This window comes from Luteibacter sp. 621 (assembly GCF_050435445.1).
In the GTDB taxonomy this organism is placed as follows: Bacteria; Pseudomonadota; Gammaproteobacteria; order Xanthomonadales; family Rhodanobacteraceae; genus Luteibacter.
Genome location: NZ_JBNDKI010000015.1, coordinates 49,222 through 69,937, shown reverse-complemented (window position 1 = coordinate 69,937; position 20,716 = coordinate 49,222). Strand labels below are relative to the sequence as shown.

The 20,716-nt window shown below is 63.9% G+C and carries 24 protein-coding genes; 7 read left to right on the top strand and 17 right to left on the bottom strand.

Annotated elements, in window-relative coordinates; translation table 11 throughout:
* Positions 1–1,086, bottom strand: coding sequence for an alpha/beta fold hydrolase (locus tag ABIE56_RS15855; RefSeq protein ID WP_429244757.1), 1,086 nt, complete (start codon positions 1,084–1,086; stop codon positions 1–3).
* Positions 1,087–1,373: 287 nt separating this feature from the next.
* On the opposite strand from ABIE56_RS15855, the gene ABIE56_RS15850 reads away from it, so the two are divergent.
* Complete coding sequence (locus tag ABIE56_RS15850; protein ID WP_429244756.1) at positions 1,374–1,910, top strand: hypothetical protein; 537 nt, start codon at positions 1,374–1,376, stop codon at positions 1,908–1,910.
* A 54-nt stretch (positions 1,911–1,964) separates the two neighbouring features.
* Here ABIE56_RS15850 and ABIE56_RS15845 read toward each other — a convergent pair whose 3' ends face one another.
* The 5 genes from ABIE56_RS15845 to ABIE56_RS15825 all read right to left on the bottom strand — a co-directional run bounded on the left by ABIE56_RS15845 (position 1,965) and on the right by ABIE56_RS15825 (position 5,648).
* The gene (locus ABIE56_RS15845) at positions 1,965–2,861 is read right to left on the bottom strand and encodes an alpha/beta fold hydrolase (RefSeq protein WP_429244755.1); all 897 of its coding nucleotides are present in this window, start codon (positions 2,859–2,861) and stop codon (positions 1,965–1,967) included.
* Positions 2,862–2,938: 77 nt separating this feature from the next.
* A complete protein-coding gene (locus ABIE56_RS15840) occupies positions 2,939–3,439 on the bottom strand; it encodes an SRPBCC family protein (RefSeq protein WP_429244754.1) in 501 nt (166 codons plus the stop codon).
* A complete protein-coding gene (locus ABIE56_RS15835) occupies positions 3,417–3,779 on the bottom strand; it encodes an ArsR/SmtB family transcription factor (protein ID WP_429244753.1) in 363 nt (120 codons plus the stop codon). The genes ABIE56_RS15840 and ABIE56_RS15835 overlap by 23 nt, the downstream gene beginning before the upstream one ends.
* Positions 3,780–3,856: 77 nt before the next feature.
* Positions 3,857–4,201, bottom strand: a complete 345-nt coding sequence (locus tag ABIE56_RS15830) for a carboxymuconolactone decarboxylase family protein (protein WP_429244752.1) — start codon at positions 4,199–4,201, stop codon at positions 3,857–3,859.
* 10 nt (positions 4,202–4,211) lie between these two features.
* A complete protein-coding gene (locus ABIE56_RS15825) occupies positions 4,212–5,648 on the bottom strand; it encodes an NAD-dependent succinate-semialdehyde dehydrogenase (RefSeq protein WP_429244751.1) in 1,437 nt (478 codons plus the stop codon).
* A 112-nt stretch (positions 5,649–5,760) separates the two neighbouring features.
* On the opposite strand from ABIE56_RS15825, the gene ABIE56_RS15820 reads away from it, so the two are divergent.
* Positions 5,761–6,684, top strand: coding sequence for a LysR family transcriptional regulator (locus tag ABIE56_RS15820; RefSeq protein ID WP_429244750.1), 924 nt, complete (start codon positions 5,761–5,763; stop codon positions 6,682–6,684).
* Here ABIE56_RS15820 and ABIE56_RS15815 read toward each other — a convergent pair.
* Positions 6,635–7,615 carry a bifunctional helix-turn-helix transcriptional regulator/GNAT family N-acetyltransferase gene (locus tag ABIE56_RS15815; RefSeq protein ID WP_429244749.1) on the bottom strand — a complete coding sequence of 327 codons (981 nt, stop codon included), beginning with the start codon at positions 7,613–7,615 and terminating at the stop codon, positions 6,635–6,637. The two genes, ABIE56_RS15820 and ABIE56_RS15815, sit on opposite strands and share 50 nt — an antisense overlap.
* Before the next feature lie 166 nt (positions 7,616–7,781).
* Here ABIE56_RS15815 and ABIE56_RS15810 point away from each other — a divergent pair, with 166 nt between their 5' ends.
* Positions 7,782–8,555 carry an SDR family NAD(P)-dependent oxidoreductase gene (locus ABIE56_RS15810; protein WP_429244748.1) on the top strand — a complete coding sequence of 258 codons (774 nt, stop codon included), beginning with the start codon at positions 7,782–7,784 and terminating at the stop codon, positions 8,553–8,555.
* A 21-nt stretch (positions 8,556–8,576) separates the two neighbouring features.
* Here the strand turns inward: ABIE56_RS15810 and gcvA are convergent, their stop codons facing one another.
* Positions 8,577–9,488: a transcriptional regulator GcvA gene (gene gcvA / locus ABIE56_RS15805; RefSeq protein ID WP_429244747.1), complete on the bottom strand. Its 912-nt coding sequence runs from the start codon at positions 9,486–9,488 to the stop codon at positions 8,577–8,579.
* Entirely contained in the window at positions 9,485–10,198 is a 714-nt protein-coding gene (locus ABIE56_RS15800; protein WP_429244746.1) for a helix-turn-helix transcriptional regulator, read from the bottom strand. The genes gcvA and ABIE56_RS15800 overlap by 4 nt, the downstream gene beginning before the upstream one ends.
* Positions 10,199–10,274: 76 nt before the next feature.
* Between ABIE56_RS15800 and ABIE56_RS15795 the strand changes: the two genes are divergently transcribed.
* Complete coding sequence (locus tag ABIE56_RS15795) at positions 10,275–10,694, top strand: VOC family protein (protein ID WP_429244745.1); 420 nt, start codon at positions 10,275–10,277, stop codon at positions 10,692–10,694.
* A gap of 37 nt (positions 10,695–10,731) precedes the next feature.
* Here ABIE56_RS15795 and ABIE56_RS15790 read toward each other — a convergent pair whose 3' ends face one another.
* Positions 10,732–11,706 carry an NAD-dependent epimerase/dehydratase family protein gene (locus ABIE56_RS15790; protein ID WP_429244744.1) on the bottom strand — a complete coding sequence of 325 codons (975 nt, stop codon included), beginning with the start codon at positions 11,704–11,706 and terminating at the stop codon, positions 10,732–10,734.
* Between the two features lie 70 nt (positions 11,707–11,776).
* On the opposite strand from ABIE56_RS15790, the gene ABIE56_RS15785 reads away from it, so the two are divergent.
* Complete coding sequence (locus tag ABIE56_RS15785; RefSeq protein ID WP_429244743.1) at positions 11,777–12,325, top strand: TetR/AcrR family transcriptional regulator; 549 nt, start codon at positions 11,777–11,779, stop codon at positions 12,323–12,325.
* 91 nt (positions 12,326–12,416) lie between these two features.
* On the opposite strand, the gene ABIE56_RS15780 is transcribed toward ABIE56_RS15785, so the two are convergent.
* The 6 genes from ABIE56_RS15780 to ABIE56_RS15755 all read right to left on the bottom strand — a co-directional run bounded on the left by ABIE56_RS15780 (position 12,417) and on the right by ABIE56_RS15755 (position 18,027).
* On the bottom strand, positions 12,417–13,496 hold the full coding sequence (locus tag ABIE56_RS15780; protein ID WP_429244742.1) for an alpha/beta hydrolase family protein: 1,080 nt from the start codon (positions 13,494–13,496) through the stop codon (positions 12,417–12,419).
* A gap of 11 nt (positions 13,497–13,507) precedes the next feature.
* Positions 13,508–14,329 carry an AraC family transcriptional regulator gene (locus ABIE56_RS15775; RefSeq protein ID WP_429244741.1) on the bottom strand — a complete coding sequence of 274 codons (822 nt, stop codon included), beginning with the start codon at positions 14,327–14,329 and terminating at the stop codon, positions 13,508–13,510.
* 68 nt (positions 14,330–14,397) lie between these two features.
* Positions 14,398–14,811, bottom strand: a complete 414-nt coding sequence (locus ABIE56_RS15770) for a hypothetical protein (RefSeq protein WP_429244740.1) — start codon at positions 14,809–14,811, stop codon at positions 14,398–14,400.
* 170 nt (positions 14,812–14,981) lie between these two features.
* Positions 14,982–16,019: a hypothetical protein gene (locus ABIE56_RS15765; RefSeq protein WP_429244739.1), complete on the bottom strand. Its 1,038-nt coding sequence runs from the start codon at positions 16,017–16,019 to the stop codon at positions 14,982–14,984.
* A gap of 39 nt (positions 16,020–16,058) precedes the next feature.
* Positions 16,059–16,514: a hypothetical protein gene (locus ABIE56_RS15760; RefSeq protein ID WP_429244738.1), complete on the bottom strand. Its 456-nt coding sequence runs from the start codon at positions 16,512–16,514 to the stop codon at positions 16,059–16,061.
* 115 nt (positions 16,515–16,629) lie between these two features.
* On the bottom strand, positions 16,630–18,027 hold the full coding sequence (locus ABIE56_RS15755; RefSeq protein WP_429244737.1) for a serine hydrolase domain-containing protein: 1,398 nt from the start codon (positions 18,025–18,027) through the stop codon (positions 16,630–16,632).
* 223 nt (positions 18,028–18,250) lie between these two features.
* Between ABIE56_RS15755 and ABIE56_RS15750 the strand changes: the two genes are divergently transcribed.
* Positions 18,251–18,700, top strand: coding sequence for a hypothetical protein (locus tag ABIE56_RS15750; RefSeq protein ID WP_429244736.1), 450 nt, complete (start codon positions 18,251–18,253; stop codon positions 18,698–18,700).
* A gap of 10 nt (positions 18,701–18,710) precedes the next feature.
* Here the strand turns inward: ABIE56_RS15750 and ABIE56_RS15745 are convergent, their stop codons facing one another.
* Positions 18,711–19,622, bottom strand: a complete 912-nt coding sequence (locus ABIE56_RS15745) for an MASE1 domain-containing protein (protein WP_429244735.1) — start codon at positions 19,620–19,622, stop codon at positions 18,711–18,713.
* 340 nt (positions 19,623–19,962) lie between these two features.
* On the opposite strand from ABIE56_RS15745, the gene ABIE56_RS15740 reads away from it, so the two are divergent.
* Positions 19,963–20,715 carry a hypothetical protein gene (locus ABIE56_RS15740; protein WP_429244734.1) on the top strand — a complete coding sequence of 251 codons (753 nt, stop codon included), beginning with the start codon at positions 19,963–19,965 and terminating at the stop codon, positions 20,713–20,715.
* Position 20,716 lies beyond the last annotated feature (1 nt).

The following is a 20,716-nucleotide window of genomic DNA, read 5'->3' as shown; positions in this document are numbered from 1 at the left end:
TCAGTGGTGTGAGATCGGCACGATTTTCTCACGAAGCACCTTGTACTCGGCATCCACGACATCCTGGTTCGGATCGTGCCCGGCATGTTCCAGCAACACGAAGCCCTTGGCCGGTGCCCGGATGCTATCGAAGTACTTCTTTGCCAGTTCCGGCGGCGCCAGCATGTCGTGCGCGCCTTCAATCAGGTACACGGGCATGGCGAAGTCGGTACCCAGCTTGGGCAGGTCCACCTGGGAGAGCATGCCATCACCATGCATGCCGACGAAGTTGAGGAAGGAGTAATCCTCCCCTGCTTCGTAATCGGCTTCAGCCTTGGGTGTGGTGTATTCGGGAGCCTTGCCCCAGTTCGCGGGCGGCGGGGTGGTTACCTTCGCTTCATACTTGCGGATGATCCGGCGCACCTTGCCGAAGCTGCGTGGGTCGGTCCACGGCGGGGGACCCACCTGCTTAAGCACGGCCAGGGACGCCTCGTCGTTCTCCCGCGTGGCGATCGCCATCAGGCCCTTGTAACTGGCGGAAAGCGCCTCGACCGAGTTCACCACCTGCGAGGTGCCGACGTAGGCGTAGTAGAGATCCGGCTGCGCCATGGCCATGTGCACGGCCAGGATCGAACCCCACGAGCTGCCCCACAGGATAACCTTGCGTTTACCGAAGCGCCTGGCGAGATAAGCGGCCAGTTCGTTGCCATCCTGGGTCATGCGTTCAATAGTCAGCTTCTCGCCTTCCGCCGGCGGGCTGCGGCCGTAGGTCATGCCGGCACCGCGCTGGTCCCACTGCACCACGATGAAGTCGCGCTCGCCAGCGCTGTAGACGCTATCGGAGATCGCGCTAAGCGGGTTACCGGGGCCCCCGCTGATGAAGAACAACACAGGACTGGCGCAGCTATCGCCCTTGGCGGTAACCCATTGTTCGATGCCGCCGATCGTGACGAAGCCGGACTCATCGACCTTGCCAGGCTTGCCCTTGCACGCGGGCGACAAGGTCACGTTAGCCGACGAAGCCGATGCCTTGGTTTCATCGGCGCGTGCCGCCGGGTTCCATACTGCCGCAGCCAGCACAAACGCCAGCATCGAAAGACGAATCATGAGTTCCCCTGTGGTGGCGTGCTGCCGGGGAAAACATAGCAGTTCGATGGAACCGCGCACAGCCGTGACGTGTGGCACCCGTCATCAGCCATACGCTCGCGAAGCAGACGGATGAGCGACCGTCCACATCGGTTTCGGTAGTCCTATACCTTCGGTTGGGAAAGGGACGTTCCAGCGCTTGAAACAAGCGATACGTCCATTTTTCCAATGTGTTTGCTACAAGAAGGCCCCTTGCTGCGCTCGCAACAATCTCATCGCACCGACCCTCCCCGACGATGAGATGACCCATGACGAACAACGTGCTTTCGCAGTCCGCTTACAGCGCCGTGATTAATCTGCCGGCCGACAAGATCGATATCGCCGAGTGGCTGTTCAGCCTGCCCAGCGATGAATACAAGCGTTGCTGCCCGCCCGACCACATCGCCGCCGGCGCCACCTGGACCGATGATGGCCGCCGCATGTCGATCAACGTGGAACAGATCGGTAAGGGCCTCGTGATCCAGCAGTACGTGGCCGAAGTCGCCGAGCCGAACCACTGCAAGATGGTCTCGCTTTCCGAGGTGTTTGCGCCGCAAGGCCGCAGCCGCGTGCAGGTGATCTGGGATCTCTCGGTCGAGCCAATCGATGACAAGAGCTGCAAGTACACCAATGCGGTGGTGTCTTCCGCGCCGGAAGAATACCTGGCATGGCTGAAGGAACACGGCATGACCATTGAAGAAGCCGCCGCGGCACGCCAGGCTGCATCCAGCGATCACAACAGCCGTGAAACGCCGTTGTTCGCTGCAAGCATCGAGCGGCGTGCGCGCGCTAACGGCGCGAAGTAAATTCGTGCGCCACCGCGGCTTGCCGTGGTGACGCATTCCCGGCTTCGCGCGATCTCAGGTGGCCTTCGGCATCGCGCCGAGAAACCGCTCCACCATCGCCACCAGCATCGGATCCACCGCAAGCGTGTAATGGGTCGCACCCGGCACGATGCCGAGCTCGCTTGCGGGGCGCAGGGAGCCATCGAGCCCGGCATCGCGCTGCCCGCCACCCAAGGCCTTCCAGAACTCCACCATGTGTTCGGGGCGGATGGCGTCGGCGTCGGCATAGACCAGCTGAGTGCGTGCGTGAAGCTTCGCGACGTCGGCGCTCCAGTCGAAGGGGCGTTCGGTCATGTCGCCTACCTTCGTGAACAGGTTCGTCCAGTCGACATCGGGGTAGGTTTTGCCTAGCGGCGATGCCTTGACGCCGGGGCCGATTGACGTGGCGTTGGCCTTGAGTTGCTTGAAGGCGGTTACTGCCTCGGGATAGAAGCCGTCCTGCTTCATCGCGGACGAGACGAGCACGAGGCGGTCGACGACCTCGGGGTGGCGGATCGCCGTTTGCAGCGCAACGCTTGAGCCTAGCGAGTAGCCCATGACATCGGCCTTGCCGAGCTTCAGGTGGGTGATCAGCGCAGCGATGTCGTCGGCCATGGTTTCGCTGCGCAGCGGCCTGGCCGTGTCGGGCGTGCGCCCGTGCGCCTGCAGATGCGGAGCGATGACTTTACGGCCTTTGGCCAGTGCGGCCAGGTTGCTGCCGAAGCTATCCGGATCGATGCCGCCATGCAGGAGGATGAGCGGCTTGCCGCTGCCATGCACGGTGTAGAAGATGTGCTGGCCGTTGACGTCGGCGAACTGGCCGCTCGAACCCGGCGTATGCGAAGCGCCAGCCTTCTCCTTCGCGTCGACGGGAAGCACCGCCGCCATCGCGGCCGCCGTCATGGCCGTCTTCAGGAAATCACGTCGGAACATCTCGTCCTCCCCTGGCGCCGGGCGGGCGCACCGGCGTGATCGACTATATCGCCGATACACCGGCCGCCGCAGCGTGGTTACGACTGGCTTTCGAGCAGCTCGTCCAGCTGCGCGAACTGCTCGGGCAGGCCTTCGGCCGAACCGACGATGGCTTCGTCGCGGGCCGCTTCCGAGGGGTAAAGCTCGTGCAGCGTCACGAACGTCTTGCCCGCGCGCTCTTCGAACGTCACCGTGGTCAGCGCACCCTGGTCGCTTTCCTCGTTCGTCCACACCATGCGCTGGTTCGGCGTCACATCCTGGTACGTGCCGAAGAACGCCATCGGCTGATCGAAGCTCGGGTGGCGGAAGACGAGGCGGTACGTGCCGCCAGTGCGGATATCCATCTCGCACGAGACGATGGACATGCCGGCCGACTTCGGCACCCACCAGCTCTTGAACAGATCGGGTGTGCTCCACGCCTTGAAGACAAGGTGCACGGGGGCATCGAAGGTCCGCGTGACGACGAGTTCGCGGTCGCCCTTGCGCTCCACCGAGGTGGCATTCCGGCTGGCGGAGTTACTTACGCTTGCGTTGGACATGGGTTTTCTCCTCGCGCTTGAGTTGTTCGACGAGCTCATCCAGCGCGTCGAACCGTGCGCTCCAGAGCTGGCGGTGTTGCTCGATCCAGGCGGCCTCTTCTTCCAGCCGGCGTTCGCCGAGCTTGCAGGTTCGTACACGCCCGACCTTCTCCGTGGTAACCAGGCCGGCGGCTTCCAGGATGCTCACGTGCTTCTTCATGCCGGTAAGGGTCATGCGAAACCGTTGGGCAAGGTCGGTCACCGAGGCATCGGCATTCCCCAGTTGCTCCAGCACGCCGCGCCGGGTGACATCCGAGAGCGCGGCGAAGGTCTGGTCGAGGCGGGCTTGATACTGAACCATGTGGTTCACTGTAGGCCGGCTATCGGGGATTTGCAAGGGGTGGGGCCAGGGGCGCGAGGTGCACCCCGTTAGCCCGCTCAGGCGCCTTCCGCAGGCTCGTCGAGGCCGCCCAGGGTGGCCGTGGCGATGGCCGATGCGGTGATGGCGCCGGGGAAACCGACGTAGAACGCCAGATGGGTAATGAGCCCGGAGAGTTCGCGCTTGGTCACCCCGTTCTCGATCGCACGACGAAGATGCGCGGGCAATTCGTTCGCGTGACCACCGGCGATGAGCACCGCGACGGTGGCGAGGGAGCGATCGCGCTTGGCAAGGTCGGTATCCGGCCACACCGTCGAGAACAACGGTGCTTCGACAAAGCCGGTGAGCTTCGGGGTGAAGGCGCGTGCTGCTTCACGCGGGCTGCTGAAATCAATCGTCGACATGGTGTTCGCCTCAAGCCTGGCTGATGAATTTGTGGGTGAGGTAATACTCGATCCCTTCGGCGCCGCCTTCCGAACCGTGGCCGCTATCCTTCATGCCGCCAAACGGTAGTTCGGTGGCGATGATCCGGTATTGGTTGATCCCGATCATGCCCGCGTCGAGGCCATCGCCCACATCGATAGCGGTGCGCGCATCTCGGGTGAAAGCATATGCGGACAGGCCATACGGGAGGCGATTGGCTTCCTCCAACCCATCTTTCAACGTATCGAACGGACGCAGGATGGCGATCGGACCGAACGGTTCTTCCTGCATGACGCGGGCATCCATCGGCACATCGGCCAGCACGGTCGGCTCGAAGAAGAAGCCTGGGCCGGAAACGCGCTTGCCGCCAACGAGGACCTTTGCACCGCGCTCCACCGCATCGGCGACAAGCTGTTCCATCTTCTCGAGCTGCCGTGCGTTCGCGAGCGGCCCCACCTGGGTGCCTTCGACCAGCCCGTTACCTACTTTGAGCTTGCGGGCGGCATCGACGAAGTAGCGGGTGAACACTTCGTACGCCTCGCGCTGGATAAGAAAGCGCGTGGACGAGATGCACACCTGGCCGGTGCCACGGAAGCGATTAGCCACGCCACCCACAGCCGCGGCTTCGATGTCCGCATCATTGAAGACCAATACCGGACCGTGGCCGCCGAGTTCGAGGGTAATGGGTTTGACGCCTTCCGCCGCGCGCGCCGAGAGCAAGCGGCCAATGGGGACCGAACCGGTGAAGGTCACCTTGCGGATGACGGGCGAGGCAATGAGCTGCTTCGAGACCATATCGGGCAGGCCGAAGACCACCTGCAGAACACCCCGCGGCAAACCGGCATCATCGAGCGCACGGGCGAGGGCTAACGCGGTACCGGGCGATTCTTCACCAGGCTTGATGATCACCGGGCAACCGGCAGCGAGTGCGGCGGCGAGCTTGCGTGCCGGCGTGATCGCCGGGAAGTTCCACGGGGTGAACGCGGCGACGGGGCCAATGGCCTGGCGCTTCACCAACTGTTGGACACCAGGGCGGTTGGCCGGCACTACCCTGCCGTCGATACGGCGCGCTTCCTCGGCGAACCATTCGAAGTACTCACCGGCGCGGTCCACTTCATCCAACGCCTCGTTGAGCGGCTTGCCCTCTTCCAGGGTGAGCGTGCGGGCGATCTGCGTGGCGCGGGCCCTGATCAGGTTGCCGGCGCGGCGCAGGATGGTGGCGCGGACATCCGGGAAGGTGTTGCGCCACGTGGTCGCAACGGCATCGGCGGTGGCCAGCGCGCGGTCCAGGTCGGCCGCCGTGGCCAGCGGCACACGGCCGAGCACGCTGCCATCGGCGGGATTGATCACGGGCGCCGTGTCGCGGTCACCGGCCGGCAGCCACTCGCCACCGATGAAGAGATAGAGGGGATCGTAGGTCACGTTCATGGGCTTTTCCTCGGGAAGCAGGGCATCTGCGTCATGGGGAAAAAGGCTAAGGGCCGCCCTTCTGGTTGATAATCCGTCCATTGCCGTCAACGGCTTTGCGCGGAGTGCATAGATGCAGTCGGAGCGATTCGCTGAGTTCCTTGGCGTGTTTGCCGATGTGGCCCGCGAAGGCAGCTTCTCCGGTGCCGCGCGCCGCCGTGGCGTGCAGCCTTCCTCCGTATCGCGGCAGATCGACATGCTCGAGGCGCAGGTGGGCACGCCGCTTTTCCTGCGCTCCAGGCGCCTGCTGACGCTTACCGATGCCGGTGAAGCGCTCCTTGTACGTGCACGGCGCATTTTGGATGAGCTTGCCGATGCGCAGCAGGAGATCGCATCGATCGGCGGTGATATCGGCGGCGTGTTTCGGCTTGCGTGTTTCCCGACGTTCGGCAAGCGCTATGTCGTACCAGTAATGGCGGCGCTATCGGCACGCTACCCGGCGCTGCGATTCGAGTTGGATTTGACTGAGCGGCTGGCCGATCCGGTCGCCGAGCGGCTGGACCTGGTCATCCGCATTGGCGACCTGGCCGATAGCGCGCTGATCGCCACGCGGCTGGCGACACAGCAGCGGATCCTTTGTGCGCATCCGGGGTTCTTTGGGAAGCACGCTTATCCGAAGACCCGCGACGACCTGGCCGACCTTTGCCTGATCGACAAGATGCATGGCGCAGATCTTTTAGGTTGGAGCGATCTGCTTGGGCACCCCGTGGGGCACGCAGGCAAGCGCGCCGGGTTTGCGTGTGATGACTTCGAGGCGATGCGGCTGGCCGCGCTTGGGGGACTGGGCGTCGCTTATCTTCCCGACTGGGTCGTGGGGCCGGATGTGAATGCCGGTGATCTGATCGAGGTCACACTGGGCGATAACCGGCCGCGGGTTGAGACGGGGATCTTTGCGTTGCGGGCGTTGGCCAAGCCGTCGGCGACCGTTCGATTGGTTCTGGATGAACTCAAGGCATCGATCGGTTCGCCACCGTGCTGGGCGGTAGGCGCCGGGTGAACTGCTGCTCGGTCATCGTCGCGCCCCACTGCGCGCCTTCCCACTCTTTGGTGAGCGTGAAGCCGAAGGACTCGTAGAGGCGGCGCGCGGCATCCAATCCCTTGAAGGTCCACAACTGCGTCGCGGGGAAGCCGGCTTCGTCGCAGAATGCCATCGCCTCGCTCATCAGCCGGCGCCCTGCCCCGCTGCCGCGGCAGCCATCATCCAGGATGAACCAGCGCAGGTGGCTTTCGCCGTTGCCGAGGTCTTCGCCATCAATGGCGATGGAGCCGACGATCCGCTCGTTCTTCACCGCGAGCCACAGCTTGTTCGCCGGCCGCTCTAGGCGGCCGATGAACTCGGAGATACCCGTGGCGACCTTGCGTTCGAAGAACTCGCCGAGGCCCCACTGCCGGGAGTAGAACGCCGCGTGCATTTCGGCCACACGGCCCACCGCGCCGGGGCGATAGCCGGAAACGATCTCGACCGTGTTTTCCGGGGCATCGTGCGGCTCGTCGCGGCAGGCCGCGAGCGCCCAGGCGTAGGCGGAGAGACCTTGTGCCACTGCATCGCGCTGCGACGGATTCAGGTGAGCCAGCGCCATGGTGACGCGCTTCTTGCCGTAGGCGTGGATCGCGGCGACGGTGCGCTTGCCCTTGCGGGTGAGCAGCAGTTGCTTGGATCGGCCATCGTCCGCGCTGGCGACTTCCTCGATCTCCCCCGCTTCCACGAGTTTCCCGATGAGGCGACTGACGCTGGATTTCTCCAGGAACAGCACATTCACCAGGGCCGCCGCGGTCGTTGCGCCACGTCCGTCGATCTCCAGCAGCGCATGCACCGCCGACGCGGAATAGTTCGTGGCGGCCAGCGTGGTTTGCAGGAAGCCGAGCTCGCGAACCATGGCACGGGACGCGGCGCGGATCTCTTCGACAAGGGCCTGATCGGGCTGCATGGCGCATTTCCTATATGGTTGTATCATACAACCATATGATTCGAGCCGACGCAAGAGCCGGCGCGCGATAGTTTTTCTTTGCCCCGCCCGAACAAAATCTCGTTTGCCGCCGCTCCGCCCGGCTGGAAACAATGCCGTATTCATTCACTGCATTGGGTACACGGGTATGGAACAGCAATTCGTTGGCAGGAAACTGCTGGTGGTCGGTGGCACGAGTGGCATGGGCCTGGCCACGGCGCGCATGGTGGCGGCGCAGGGAGGCTCCGTGGTCATCCTGGGCCAGCGGGCTGATAAGGCCGAGTCGGCGCTGCGTGAGCTATCAGCGCTCGGCAATGCCGCCGCGGTCATCGCCGATCTGGCGAGCGATGCGGGGCTGGCTTCCGCGCTGGAAGCGATCGACGCGCAGCACGGCGACATCGATCTTCTGGTCAATGCGGCCGGCGTGTTCGCGCCCAAGCCGTTCCTTGAGCACACCGATACCGACTATGAGCGCTACATGCAGCTCAACAAAGCCACCTTCTTCATCACGCAGAGGGTAGCTGCGAACCTGGTGGCACGCGGCAAGCCCGGCGCCATCGTGAATATCGGCTCGATGTGGGCCCGGCAGGCCATTGCCGCCACGCCGTCATCCGCTTATTCCATGGCCAAGGCCGGGCTGCACGCGCTGACCCAGCACGCCGCCATGGAGCTTGCGCCGAAGGGGATTCGCGTCAACGCCGTCGCGCCAGCCGTCGTCGTGACACCGATCTACGAAGGTTTCATCCCGAAGGACCAGGTGCACGAAGCGTTGCAGGGCTTCAATGCGTTCCACCCGATCGGGCGCGTCGGTACGCCGCAGGATGTCGCTGACGTGGTGACGTTCCTGCTCTCGGAACGCGCATCCTGGGTCACGGGTGCCATCTGGGATGTGGATGGCGGTGTGATGGCTGGCCGCAACTGATGTAACGGGCGAGGCGATGCGTTATCGCGTCGCCTCGCGATGCAGCCACTCGCGGAAGGCAACCAGCTTCGGTAGCGAAGCACTCTCCGCGCGATACACCACGTAATAAGCCAACGGCGAGGCAAACTCGACCGTGGGGCACAACCGGATGAGGCGACCACTCGCCACGTCATCGCTGGCCATGACGCTGCGCGCCAGCGCAACGCCCTGCCCGTCGATCGCCGCCTGAAGGACGGCGGCGGAGTTGTTGATTTGCAGGCCGCGCGTCACGTCGGCGCCTTTCACACCCGCCTGCTCAAACCACGCGCCCCACGAAGGAAAGCCGGCGTGGGTATCGACGGAGAGATCGTGGATCAGGGTCGCGGCGGCGAGATCCGCGGCCGTGATCGAACCACCGTGGGATTCCAGCCAGCGCGGCGAGCACACCGGGTAAACCCGTTCGTCCATGAGCTTCTCAGCGACAAGGCCGGGCCAGTTGCCGCGGCCGTAACGTACCCCGATGTCGATGCCTTGCTCGGCGAAATCCGCCAGCCTGTGGCTCGTATCCAGGCGCACATCCGTATCGGGGCACTCGTCACGAAAACGCTCCAACCGAGGAAGCAGCCACTTCGCCGCAAATGCGGGGCTGATGGTCACCATCAGGACACTGCCGCCGGCCCCTTCGCGCAATCGGCTAAGACCGATCGTCAGCCGATCGAAGCCGGCCCGGATATCAGGCAGCGCGCGCTCAGCGGCCTCGGTGGGTACCAGGCGCAGCTTGCCCTTCGGGCTGCGGTGAAAAAGCGGTACGCCCAGCCATTCCTCCAGGCCACGAACGAGCTGCCCGACGGCCGCCGGCGTGACATGGAGCTCCGCAGCGGCAGCGGCAAAGCTCTGCAGCCTGGCGGCGGCTTCGAACGCGCGGAGGGCGTTGAGGTAGACGGGGGCCTTCATGCGGTTCGCTCCGTTCGGGTTTCGTTTCCGCGCTCACGCAGTTCCCGCAGGTACCGACGCAACAACCCCGCCCGTCGCGGCCGGAAGGTGATCGTCGTGGGCTCTACCTTCCGGATACGGCCCATGACGAACATGCGGAAGCCATCGCGCAGGCAGCAACGCGCCAGCAGTACGAGGGTCTGTTCCAGATAAACCACGGCCAGTGGCCAGATCGTTCGCTGCGTGGCCTTGCCGTCGCGGTCGGTGTAGTCGATAAGCAGCGCCCGTTCTTCCCAGCATGCCTCACGAATGGTGTCGATATCCGGCAGCGGCGCGTAGCGCTGGTCGAACCGGCGTACGTGGGAGATGGCGTGGACCATGTGTTCCTGTGTCTTCGAAGGCAGCGTGGCGGCGACCTTCGCCAGCACGGATTCCGCGGCCTCGGCGAGGGCCGGGTCGCCCATGTGGCGTACTTCGGCCATGCCCAGCGCGATGGCTTCGATCTCCATGCGGGTAAAGCCTTGCGGGCGCAGGATGCCGTCGTTGATCAGGGTGTAGCCGTAGCCCCGCTCGGAGTCGATCTCCGCGCCACCCGCGCGCAGTACCTCGATATCCCGGTAAACCGAGCGCAGGGAGACCTCAGCCGAAGACGCCAGCTGCTGCGCCGTGACCGGCGGCGGCAGGCTGCGCAGCAAATGCAGCAGGCGGAACAGGCGATCAGAACGGGCCATTTCAGCTGACAGGAACTGGCAGGAGGGGTTCGTATCTTAAGCGCTCACTCCGCTGATCGCCCAAGAGGCCCTACCGATGTCCCTCCAGACCGTCACCCACCTCAACTTCCGCGGCCAGGCCCGCGACGCCCTCGCCTTCTACCAGCAGGTACTGGATGGGCAGCTCACCGCGGTGACCTACGCCCAGGCGGGCCAGGGTGACAAGGCGGCCGATCCGTCGCATGTGATGTGGGGCCAGGTCATCACAGAATCCGGCTTCCGTGTCATGGCGTACGACGTGCAAGCCGCCCTGCCCTGGAACCCGGGCGAGAACGCGTTCTTCGTGTCACTGCGTTGCGATAGCGAGGCCGAAGCGTTCGCGCTTTGGGAGGCGCTTGGCGCCGGTGGCACCGTACTGGAACCGATGGCACCGGCACCGTGGTCGCCGCAGTACGGCAAGTTGCAGGATCGGTTTGGGGTGATCTGGTTGATTGATGTGGCGGTGGTGCGCGGTTGATCCGCGCCGATCTCATCCGCACGCCCATGGCCTCGTCTTAGCGAGTAGCCGTCATACGCTGCAGGCCATCAGCCCTGCTTACGACCGGCACGTATCCCAGCTCGTTACGTGCTTTCGCGATATCCAGCGTGAACTCCTTCCCGATCATCCGCAGCATCTGCCGTGTCACGGGCGGTTTGCCTTTCAGCCGGAAAGTGCGCCAGAGGGTTTCGAGCACGGTGGCGGCGAACCATGCGACCGGAAATGGTGCCGACTTGGTAATCGGTGGCATGCCGCGCGTGGCAAGCAGGTCGTTTACCACCTGCGCGAACGGAATATCGTCGCCGTCGGTGATGAAGTACGACTGGCCGCCGCGTCCTTTTTCAGCCGCGAGCAGCATGCCTTCGACGACGTTGTCGACATAGCTCGTGGAGACCCGGTGCTTGCCGCCATCGGGTAGCGCGAACTGGCCGGATTCAACCAGCGGCAACATCTCATCGAGCATGGGCATGCCCGGGCCCCAGATCATGGGTGGGTTGATCACTACCGTACGCAGCTGTGGCGCATTGGCTTGCAACACCAGGCGTTCGGCTTGGGCCTTGGTGGCGGTGTAGGGTGCCCAGCGAGGCTCCTGCAGTGGGACGGTCTCGTTGATGTGGGACAGCGGCTCGGGCTTGCCCATGACCGAGCCGGAGGCACCGGCCGCCACGAATGTTGCCACGTGCGCCGCAACGGCTGCCCGCAGGAGCGTGGCCGTGCCCACGACGTTCGCTTCGTGGAACGTCTCGTAGGCATCCCATTCGGTGAAGTGGGCCGCAGCGTGGAACACCGTGTCGCAGTCCTTCATGCCGGCCTCGATGGCCGTTTGGTCCGCCAGGCCGCCCAAGCAAGGCGTGGCGCCCAACCTGGCCACGGCATCGGCCGAGCGCTTGCTGCGTGCCAGTGCCGTGACGGCCACGCCATCGGCCCGCAGCCGCTTGATCAACGCACCGCCCAGAAACCCCGAACCACCGGTGATAAATGCATGCTTCATGGTATAGCGCCGCTATAGTGAGGACCTGACTATAGCACTGCTATACTCCGGCAACGCAAGAGGGTTCCGGATGTCCGCCAAAGAAAAAATCCTTTCCGCCGCCATCGGCCTGCTTGAGCAGCAGGGCGTCGATGGCCTGACCACCCGCGCGGTCTGCGATGCGGCTGGCGTCACGGCCCCTACCCTGTATCACCACTTCGGCGACAAGAACGGCCTGGTCCGCGCCGTCGTCGGCGAGGGCGTCACCGCGTTCATGGCGATGAAGCGGGCGCAGCGGGTCACGAACGATCCGCTGGCCGACCTGCGCCGTGGCTGGGATGCGTGGATCGGCTTCGGCCTGGAACGGCCTACCTTGTTCCGGCTGATGATCGAGGCAGCACGCAGCGACCCTACCCTCGCGCAGGAATCCTTCGAGCACATGAAGGAGACGGTCGTGCGGCTGGAAGCGGCTAACGGACTGAGCGTGGAACTCAGCGTTGCCGTGCAGGCCGTGTGGGCGGCTGCTTCGGGTATGCAGGCGCTGTTTCTGCAGGGGCTGGAACCGGTGAAGATTCGCGCGACGTCACGGTTTCTGTTCAAGGCGGTGGCGGCCGCGCTTACCGCCCCATCCGGTAACTAGGCCGAGCGCGCGGCGCGGCGTCATCGTGCTGGGTAGCGTCACGCACTTGAGGTCGTCGCATGCGCGCGGCCGCCCCGCCCGGGCCACCGCCCTACGGCTTCGATAGCTTGGACTGGAACAGCGTGATCGCTTCCTTCAGGGCAGCGGCATGTGCCTGGGCCTGATGGGTCGCCTGGGCGCATTGCGGTACCACCTTCTTCGCCGCGGGCTGGCATTCGCCCAGGAAGTCGTAGTGGGTAACACCTTCGAGGCGCTGCTCCTTCGCTCCCGGAATGAACAGCGCCACCACATCGGCATTGGTGGCCGGGGGTGCGACCGTGTCGGCGGTGCCTACGACGATCGATACCGGTACCTGCATGCGGCGAAGCGAGTCCGTGGCCAAGGCCTGCACGATGGCGGGCGCCATCACGAAGACAGCACGCACGCCTGGCACGGCGTGATCAGCTGCGGCTTCCTTGAAGCGCGTCTGCATGGCGGGATCCTTCAGCCATGCGCCAATGTCGCGCGCGGTCAGGTCGGGGGCTTCGAGCTGCGGGGCACACACGCCATCGTTCGGGTGTTTTTGGCAGAAATCGGCGAAGTGCTGGACATCCACGCGTGCGCCGCCCGCGACCAGGGCGGCGAAACCACCGGCTGAGAAGCCTGCCACGCCGAGTCGTTGCGGATCGATGTGCGGTGCGAGTGCCGTATCGGCCTTGATGGTGTTCCAGGCGGCCTTGAGGTCCTCGGCGCGTTCCCACCACCATGCGGCGCCGTTGCCGGTGATCGGGCCACGGCCGTTGCTTCCCGGGTGGTCCACGGCGATAACGACGAAGCCGGCGCGGGCGAGTGCGGTACCGAACCACGCCATCATGCGTGCGGTGCCGCCGAAGCCGTGGGAAAGCAGTACCACGGGATAGCGACCCTGCGCTGGTGGTGCATCCGCGGCGGCGCTCCCGGTGGTGAACAGCGGCGTATTGTCCGGGCCGATCACCAGCGGGGTTTCCTGCGCACCGTCCCTGGCCAGGTACCACACGGTGATCGCGACGGCCGGCGATTGGTCGGCGTTACGCAGTGCGGCAGTCGGTGTGGTCGTAGACCGGTGGGTTTCACCGACGGCGGCCACCGCCTGCCCTGCCACGGCAAGGGCGACAAGTGCGACGGCGCTGCGGATCAGGCGTGTTGTAAGCATGGTCATATCCATCATTCCACGGGGACACAGATATCGACGCCGCCATAGCCCGTCGTGGGATCGAAGGCGGCGTCGTAGCGTTCGAAGTCGGGGGCATCGACCGGGGTGTAGCCGGCGGCGGGCAGCCAGTCGCTCAGCAGCGCATGCCAGGTGCGCGGGATGGAGCCGATGTGGCCTTCGTGGCGGGCCACGAGGTAACGCTGGCGAGGCAGGCGCAACCGCCGGTAGCCCGTCGGTGCCTGGCCGAAGTGGTCCACCTCGTAGCCGGCGAGGTAATCCAGGCGCCCTTCCCCATCCGTCGCGCTGCATACGCCGTAGGTGTAGCGGCATTTACCCAGCGCTTGCTCGGCGTGCAGGCGCTGCCATTGCGAGGGGATACCTGCGGTATCGCTGGACAGATAGGAGGCCTCGATGCCGGTCAGGAGCAGCGGGCCGATCTCTTCCGTGCGCAGCACGGGCGCTGGGCCTACCGGCTCTTCCATGACGCGCACGGGAGCGAGTAGCGCCAGCCCATCCAGGTGGCCACGCTTACGCACATCTTCCGGCGGCAAGCCGAACGTATCGCGGAAGGCGCGGGTGAAGGCCTCATGCGAGCCGTAGCCCGAGGACAAGGCGATGGGAAGGATTTCCGGGGCGCCAGCAGCGAGTTCCGCGGCAGCCTGGCTAAGCCGGCGTACGCGGATATAGCGAGCCACCGACCATCCGGTAGCGGCGCGAAACAGGCGGGCCAGGTGGAAGGCCGATACGCCAGCGGCATCGGCGACCTCACCCAGCGAGAGTTCTTCGCTGGAGTGACTTTCGATGTACCAGACTGCGCGCTGGACTGCCGGCATGGGTGCCCTCCCCTTCAATGTCCGTGGATGATACGGGGCACAGGGTGGGGCAGTTTGATGGTTCTTGCTCAGGGGGCGTGCGAGGTGCGGGGCGCCCGGCAGACGGACTGTGTGGCCGTGATATCCACCGTGACCTCGCTGTTCTTCAGATCATCACGCGGAATGCGTACCCCCATCATGGTGTTCTCACCAGGGCACGCGAGATCCTGGACCATCATCGATTTTCGCTTCTCCACAACCAGCGTGGCCTCGCCAGTTGGCCCGGTCGTACCTTCCCCCAGCGGCTTGATCGCGCACGCGAAGAGGATGCAGTGCCAGTAGACGACTCTGACCCTCGAACCCGGCAGAGAGGCGCCGGTCTCAGGTTGCTTGACCCGGATGTGCACGGTGACCAGCGCGGGTTGCATGGCATGGGCAAGGATGGGCAGCACGAGGAATGCGATGAGGCAGATCGCCATGCTCAGCACTTGGGTGATCTTCATGGATCGTGCTCCCCGGGCGTGGTGGGTCAGGCGAGGAGGGTACACCAGCCGTCTCAAGTGCCAGCGATCGTCGCCGCGATGCCATGACCGCGCCGAGCTCTCGCGCGCCATAAACATCGCGCGATCGCAAATGAGTCATCGGCGCACTCGTGACGACCACAGGCTTGCGTCTAGAACTCTGTTCCGGTCGCACCGACAATGTTGCGGACGACGCCAAGGGTTCGTTCCGCGAGCGCTGTAGGCAATGCCTCTTCGATGATACGCGCAGTGGGGAAGGCGTCGCGGAGCACGGCGTCAATCGGCTCACTCGACGCTATGACGGGGGTCTTCCGCGCATCGACCCAGGCCTGGATGACGTCACGCCGTTTCATGATGTCCTTCGTGCTGGCATCGACCATCAGGACGAAGCATGGGATGCCAAGGGGGTTCGGGGTGTCGTCTTCCCGCGGCGAAGACAGGTCAATGTGACGAACGCGTCGCCCGTGATCACGCGCCAGGGCCACGAGAGGATCGGGGCCATCCGGGAGCTCCTCCTTTCTCCAGCGCGCCTTATGAAAGCCGAGCAGATCAAGCGCGTCGGGCCCCTTCCACGTGCGCTCACCGATCGACCCAGGCAGCTGCTCGTCGTCTTTGAAGCAGGCGACGATCAACGCATTCCCGAGTTCGGTCAGGCTGTTCCCCTTCAAGACCAGCAGGCTCGTCATCCGTTCGATATCCCAGCGGTCACCGGGCGTTTGACTAAGCAGGAAGCTAGACGGATCACGGCGAAAGGCCATACCGTCGGGATCAATCAGTTCGTGTACGCGGGCAATGTAGACCCTCCGCATCTTTTGGACCTGAGCGTAGGTCAGTCCTGACAACGAGCTCATCAACGCAAAGCGCAGTTCCTTATGAACGCGCTGCGTGGCGATGGCGCTGGCCAGCCGTCCATACAGCCCTGCCTTCTCCGCCTCGATATCCGCCAGGCAGAGTTTGAGCATCTCGAGGAATTCGTCCTCTGTGAGGTCTTCACCGTTTTCGACGAGGACCATGCCTTCGTAGGCCTGCTTGCAAAAGTCCTCGTAGTAGCGCTGTTCGCGCGACTTCAGCGCATCCGCCAACGCATCCGCACCTTTCGCCAGCAGGCCGAGGCTTCCGATGCCCTTTGGCAGGATCGCACCCGCCACGGTAAGGATCGATTTTCCGAGTGACGCCTTATCTTCGTTCATAGTCCATTACCCCAATGCTTCCGGCGAGCGCGATCTCCGTCAGGGAGATGCCTCGATATCCGTCACTACCATATGCAGCTGCACCGGGCTTGTTCCCGTCGGCGATTCGGTGATGAAACCCTTGACCGTAACCGACCCGCCAACCATGGATTCAATCTTCGACGCTATCGCGCTGTCGTTCGATGAGAAGGACAGGTCGTACACATGATAGGCATTTGTTGAGAAATGGTCTTTCGCGCTGCTCGCGGCGAAATTCACGGGCGGCAGCAGATGCAAGTACGTGTAAGTGGTCACGCCTTGCTCCCCGACATGGCTTGCATGGCCCTGCCGCACCGCCGCGCGCAGCCATGGCGACGGCTGCCCTTCGGTCACGAGGATGGCCTGGCTGTCACTGGTTACAGTCAACGCCTCGTGGCCGTGAGCCATCGCGGCACCTGAGGCGAGGATCGTCACAGCCCATGCGCGGAACATGGCTGCCATGGTCATGTTTTTCATATCGTCCTTTGATATTCGGGGAACGCACAGCCCAGGCGGCTGCGCGCGGCGGAGTGTTCACTGGACCGAGGGAAAGGGTCAATGGCAAGATTTTGCGCTTCGGATTCCCGCGGGTTCACCGATGCTGCGTGGCCTTATCCTCGCAGCAACGAGGTTCCACGCGTGCCGGCGCCATTCCGTCGCTATAGAACTCCAACGCCGATACCTTGCCGGCTTTGTCCTTCCCGACATGGATGTAGTCGGTCGCTTCGCCCGCGTAGTAAAGAACATCGCCTTTCGCCGTGGCCAGCCGGCGCTTTGGACCGGGGGCTCGCTGGATATAGAGCTGGCCGCCGTCGAGCGTGATCGTATGCACCGAGTCGCCCTGGATCCGGTACGTGCCCACCAGCGTCCGCATGGCCGTGTCGCTCAGCTTTTCATCGACGAAGGTTCTATAGGGCTTACCGATCGCCGACGCGGCCAGCTGCAGTGCGATGGCGCGGGCGCTTGGCGTGCCCGCGTCCGAATTCACCAGGACGGCGACGGCGACGTGTGCCTTAGGAATCACGAAGAACTGCGATGAGAACCCTTCGATGCCGCCGTTGTGGCCGTACGCCGGCTCGCCACGCACGGTGGAAAGCATGAGGCCGTATCCGTAAGGCGCCGTGCTGCCGTCGGTGAGCGTGGCCGGCGTCGTCATGGCCTTGAGAAGGTCGACCGGAAAGACCCTGCCGTTGCCGAGGCCTTCGGCCAGTTTGGCGATATCGTCGGCCGTCGAGGCCAGCGCGCCGGCAGCCATCGGGCCGCTGATCGAGACGAAGGCCGGCTGGGTGACCTTGCCCGACGCGTCGGCGCTGTAACCGCGCACGGACCCCTCCACGACGGCGTCGTCGGCGTAGTAGGCCGTGTGCGTCATGCCGAACGGTGCAAGAACCAGGTCATGCTCTGCCTCGAACCACGGCTTGCCGGTGACCTTCTCGATCACGGCACCGAGCAGCATGTAGCCGGAGTTGCTGTAGCGCCACTCGCTGCCGGGTTTGAAGTCGAGGGGCTGTTTGGCGATCAGGCTGACGAGGGTCTTGGTATCGAGGGGCTGGGCCGGATCAGCGTTCCATTCGTCGCTTACGCCTGCGGTGTGGCTTAGCAGCTGGGCGATGGTGATGCCCGAGGCACCGGGGTAGTCGGGCAGGAACTTCGACAGGGGATCGGTGAGGGCCAGCTTGCCGTCGTGGACCAGGGTGAGCACCGTCGCAGCTGTCACAGTCTTTGTAATAGAGCCGATCCGGTAGATGGATTCGGCCTTCGCGGGTACGTGCAGTTCGATGCTCGCTTCGCCGCGTGCGCCTTGGTAGATCAGCTTGCCATCGCGGTATACGGCCACCGAGGCGCTGGGGCCGGTGGGCGTGGTGAATCGGTTGACTATCTGGTCGGCTTGAACGGCGAACGATGCCGTCTGCGCCTGAGCGACGACAGGCGTGGTCAGCAAGGCGATGCCGAAGCACAAGGTACGCAACGTCATGTCACGAAAGGTCATGGTTCGATTCCTGGATACGGAGCGCTGCCTGCGACCTTCATGTCGAAAGCCATGCGCCTCCCCTCCCCCGATCGTGGCACAACATTTATCACGTGGTACATGGTTGCGTGCCGAATACGCGTAGCATCAACGTGTGCAAAGCGTCGCATTGCACTGCGTTTGAAAGGAAAGACAGCGCTGTCGCACGCTACGCTAGGCGGACCATTCCGACCATGGAGGTCACATGCGTACGTTCGTCCGTCGTACCTTGCCGTTAGCTGCCCTGATCACCGGGTTTGTTGCAGGTCCCGCCCTTGCCGCTTCGCCGGCTGTTACCGGGCTTGGTCAATCCTGGCCTAACACCACCGATGTCAGCAGTAGCCCGAACTGGCACGTGTACGTGTTTGTTCGGGGGAATACCCGGTATATCCAGATCAACGATGCGCAGGGTGTGGTTCGGGGTGCATTCGCCCGGACGCCTTACAGCCTGATGGGCCTGCCGATCGGCTCGGACGCGGGAAACCTCGCTACGCCGGACGAGCCGTTGCCGGCACCGGCCAGCACCTCGACCATCGAGGTGTACAGCGGGTACGGCGTGAAGGCCTATGTGGCACCGCAGGCGGACGGCACCGCCCGCCTGATGCTCGTCGAGGGTGACTGCAAGAACGACCCGATCGAGTGCAGCAAGGGATAAGCCGCCCGGCTTACCCCTCTTGCAGGAGTGGTTGGGCGGCCGGTTGCGGCCTGCCGCCCAACAGCAGCGATGCCGAGAAAGACAGCGCAAGCGCTGCCTGGCAGTAGATGACCGCCGGATCGCGCATGCTGTCGCTGGTCAGGGCCATCGCAAGGCTGGCCGCGGATCCCGCCACGGCGGCACCGTGCCAGCCATAACGCCAGGACATGCTCACCATGGGCAGGATCATCGCCAGGCGCAGCAGCTGCTGCTCGCCAAGTGCCGTAGCGGCATTGGCCTGCAGGGTGAGCACCGTGAGCACGGGCAGCAGCCAGACGCACACGTCGCGGAAGAGCGGGCTATGCCAGAGCGCGCGCAGGGATACTTCAACCTGCATGCGGTCCTGGATGGCCAGGATGGCGGGGGCAACGGTGAGCCCGCCGAGGTAGCCACCCAGAAGATACGAACTGAATCCGATGGAGAGCGTGCTCCACGGTGCCGTTTCCGTCGAGGAGGACGACAACGCCGCCCATAGGGCTGCCGTATCGCGCAGCGTGCTGAGGAGAGCGCAGCATAAAGTGGCGACGATCACGTAACCCATGCGGATCGTGCCATCGGGCATGCGTAGGCTTCCCCACCGACGCAGCGGCTTCATACCGGCCATGCACACGACGATCTGGGGCACGCACACGGCCAGGGCCCATGCCGACCCAAACACGTCGATGCGGGTCAGCGCATTTTCCATCACCGGGAGGAACTCACCCAGGGCCAGCGCTGGCCAGAGCCGCAAGGGCACCAGCAACAGGCAGCACAGGCGAAAGCCGACCGTGAGCTCCCAATGGGAGACGCTCAGCTGGAAAGCCACTCTGTAAAAGGCGGCGTATGCGGCCGCGACGGCAAGGTACTGTCCCCAAACCAACCAGTGCTTCGTGCTTTTGGTCACGCCATTTCCTTTAGCGTACGTCGAGAAGTTCCGAAGGGTGGCAGATTTGGGCGGCTAAATCCTGCTCCAGGTCGCAGATATGAGGCTGGAACCGGCCCGCTGCCGAAAACGCGTTAAGGTTTTGGCGGTGGACACCCCCTCCCCCTATCGCATGCGAGCATTGAGCCGCCTGCGCTGCCCATGCGGGCACCAGGCAACGCACAATCAAACGAAGCCTCGAACATGCGCGTCCTTGTGTCGATCCCCAGATTCAGGGGGCCGTGGTCACCCGCGTTCCGGATAGACTTCCCGCCGGTGAGAACTCGAAGTAGGACCGTTTCGATGACAGGGACCCGGATAAGTGAGTGAAATAGTCAACATCGACAGGGCGAACCACGTAATCGCCGATGATCAGTCGTCGAAACTTACGTTCAGCGAGCTCAACCGACGGATAGGCGCAAGCAGGCCGGACGACACGTCGGTCATTTCAAAGTCACGGTCGGTTCAAGTCGGCGCCGCAGTCACCCTCACCGCTGGCGTGCTTTTGATAACGGCGCCCATGTGGCTGGACCCCATATATGTCCTGCGTCTGCAGAAAATCCTGTTAGCTGTTCAACTCGCTGGCGCCTGTATCGTCTTTTGGCTATCGAGATCATCGTACCAGGACGTTATCCGTCCCTACGCCGCATTCGCGGAGCAACTTGATGCAGATAAGCGAGCTCACTTCGACATCATCAATTGGCTTCTGAGCCACCCAAGGAGCGAACTGGCGCAGATCGCAGCGATGTGCTCGTTTCGCAGAGAGCGGCTTAAGCTCAAGCTTCCTCTGTTTGCGGGAAGCATTCCTAAGCTCGGATTCATTCCGGTCATTGCTGCCCTCTATCTGCAGGCACGCGAGTTCGCTGCGGGGCGCACGCTCACATGGGTCGATTCGCTCTTCCTCGTCCTTATTGGCGGCCTGTATCTACTGACTTGGTCTCTGACCGCGCTGAATTCACGGCTGGAATGCATGGACATGTATTTGCAGGCCGCGCTCGATCAACTGAAGGAATCCGATGAGGGAACTCAGAAGGAAAGCGCCACAGAGGCGCGCACGGGTGAGTGCGCGCCCTGAT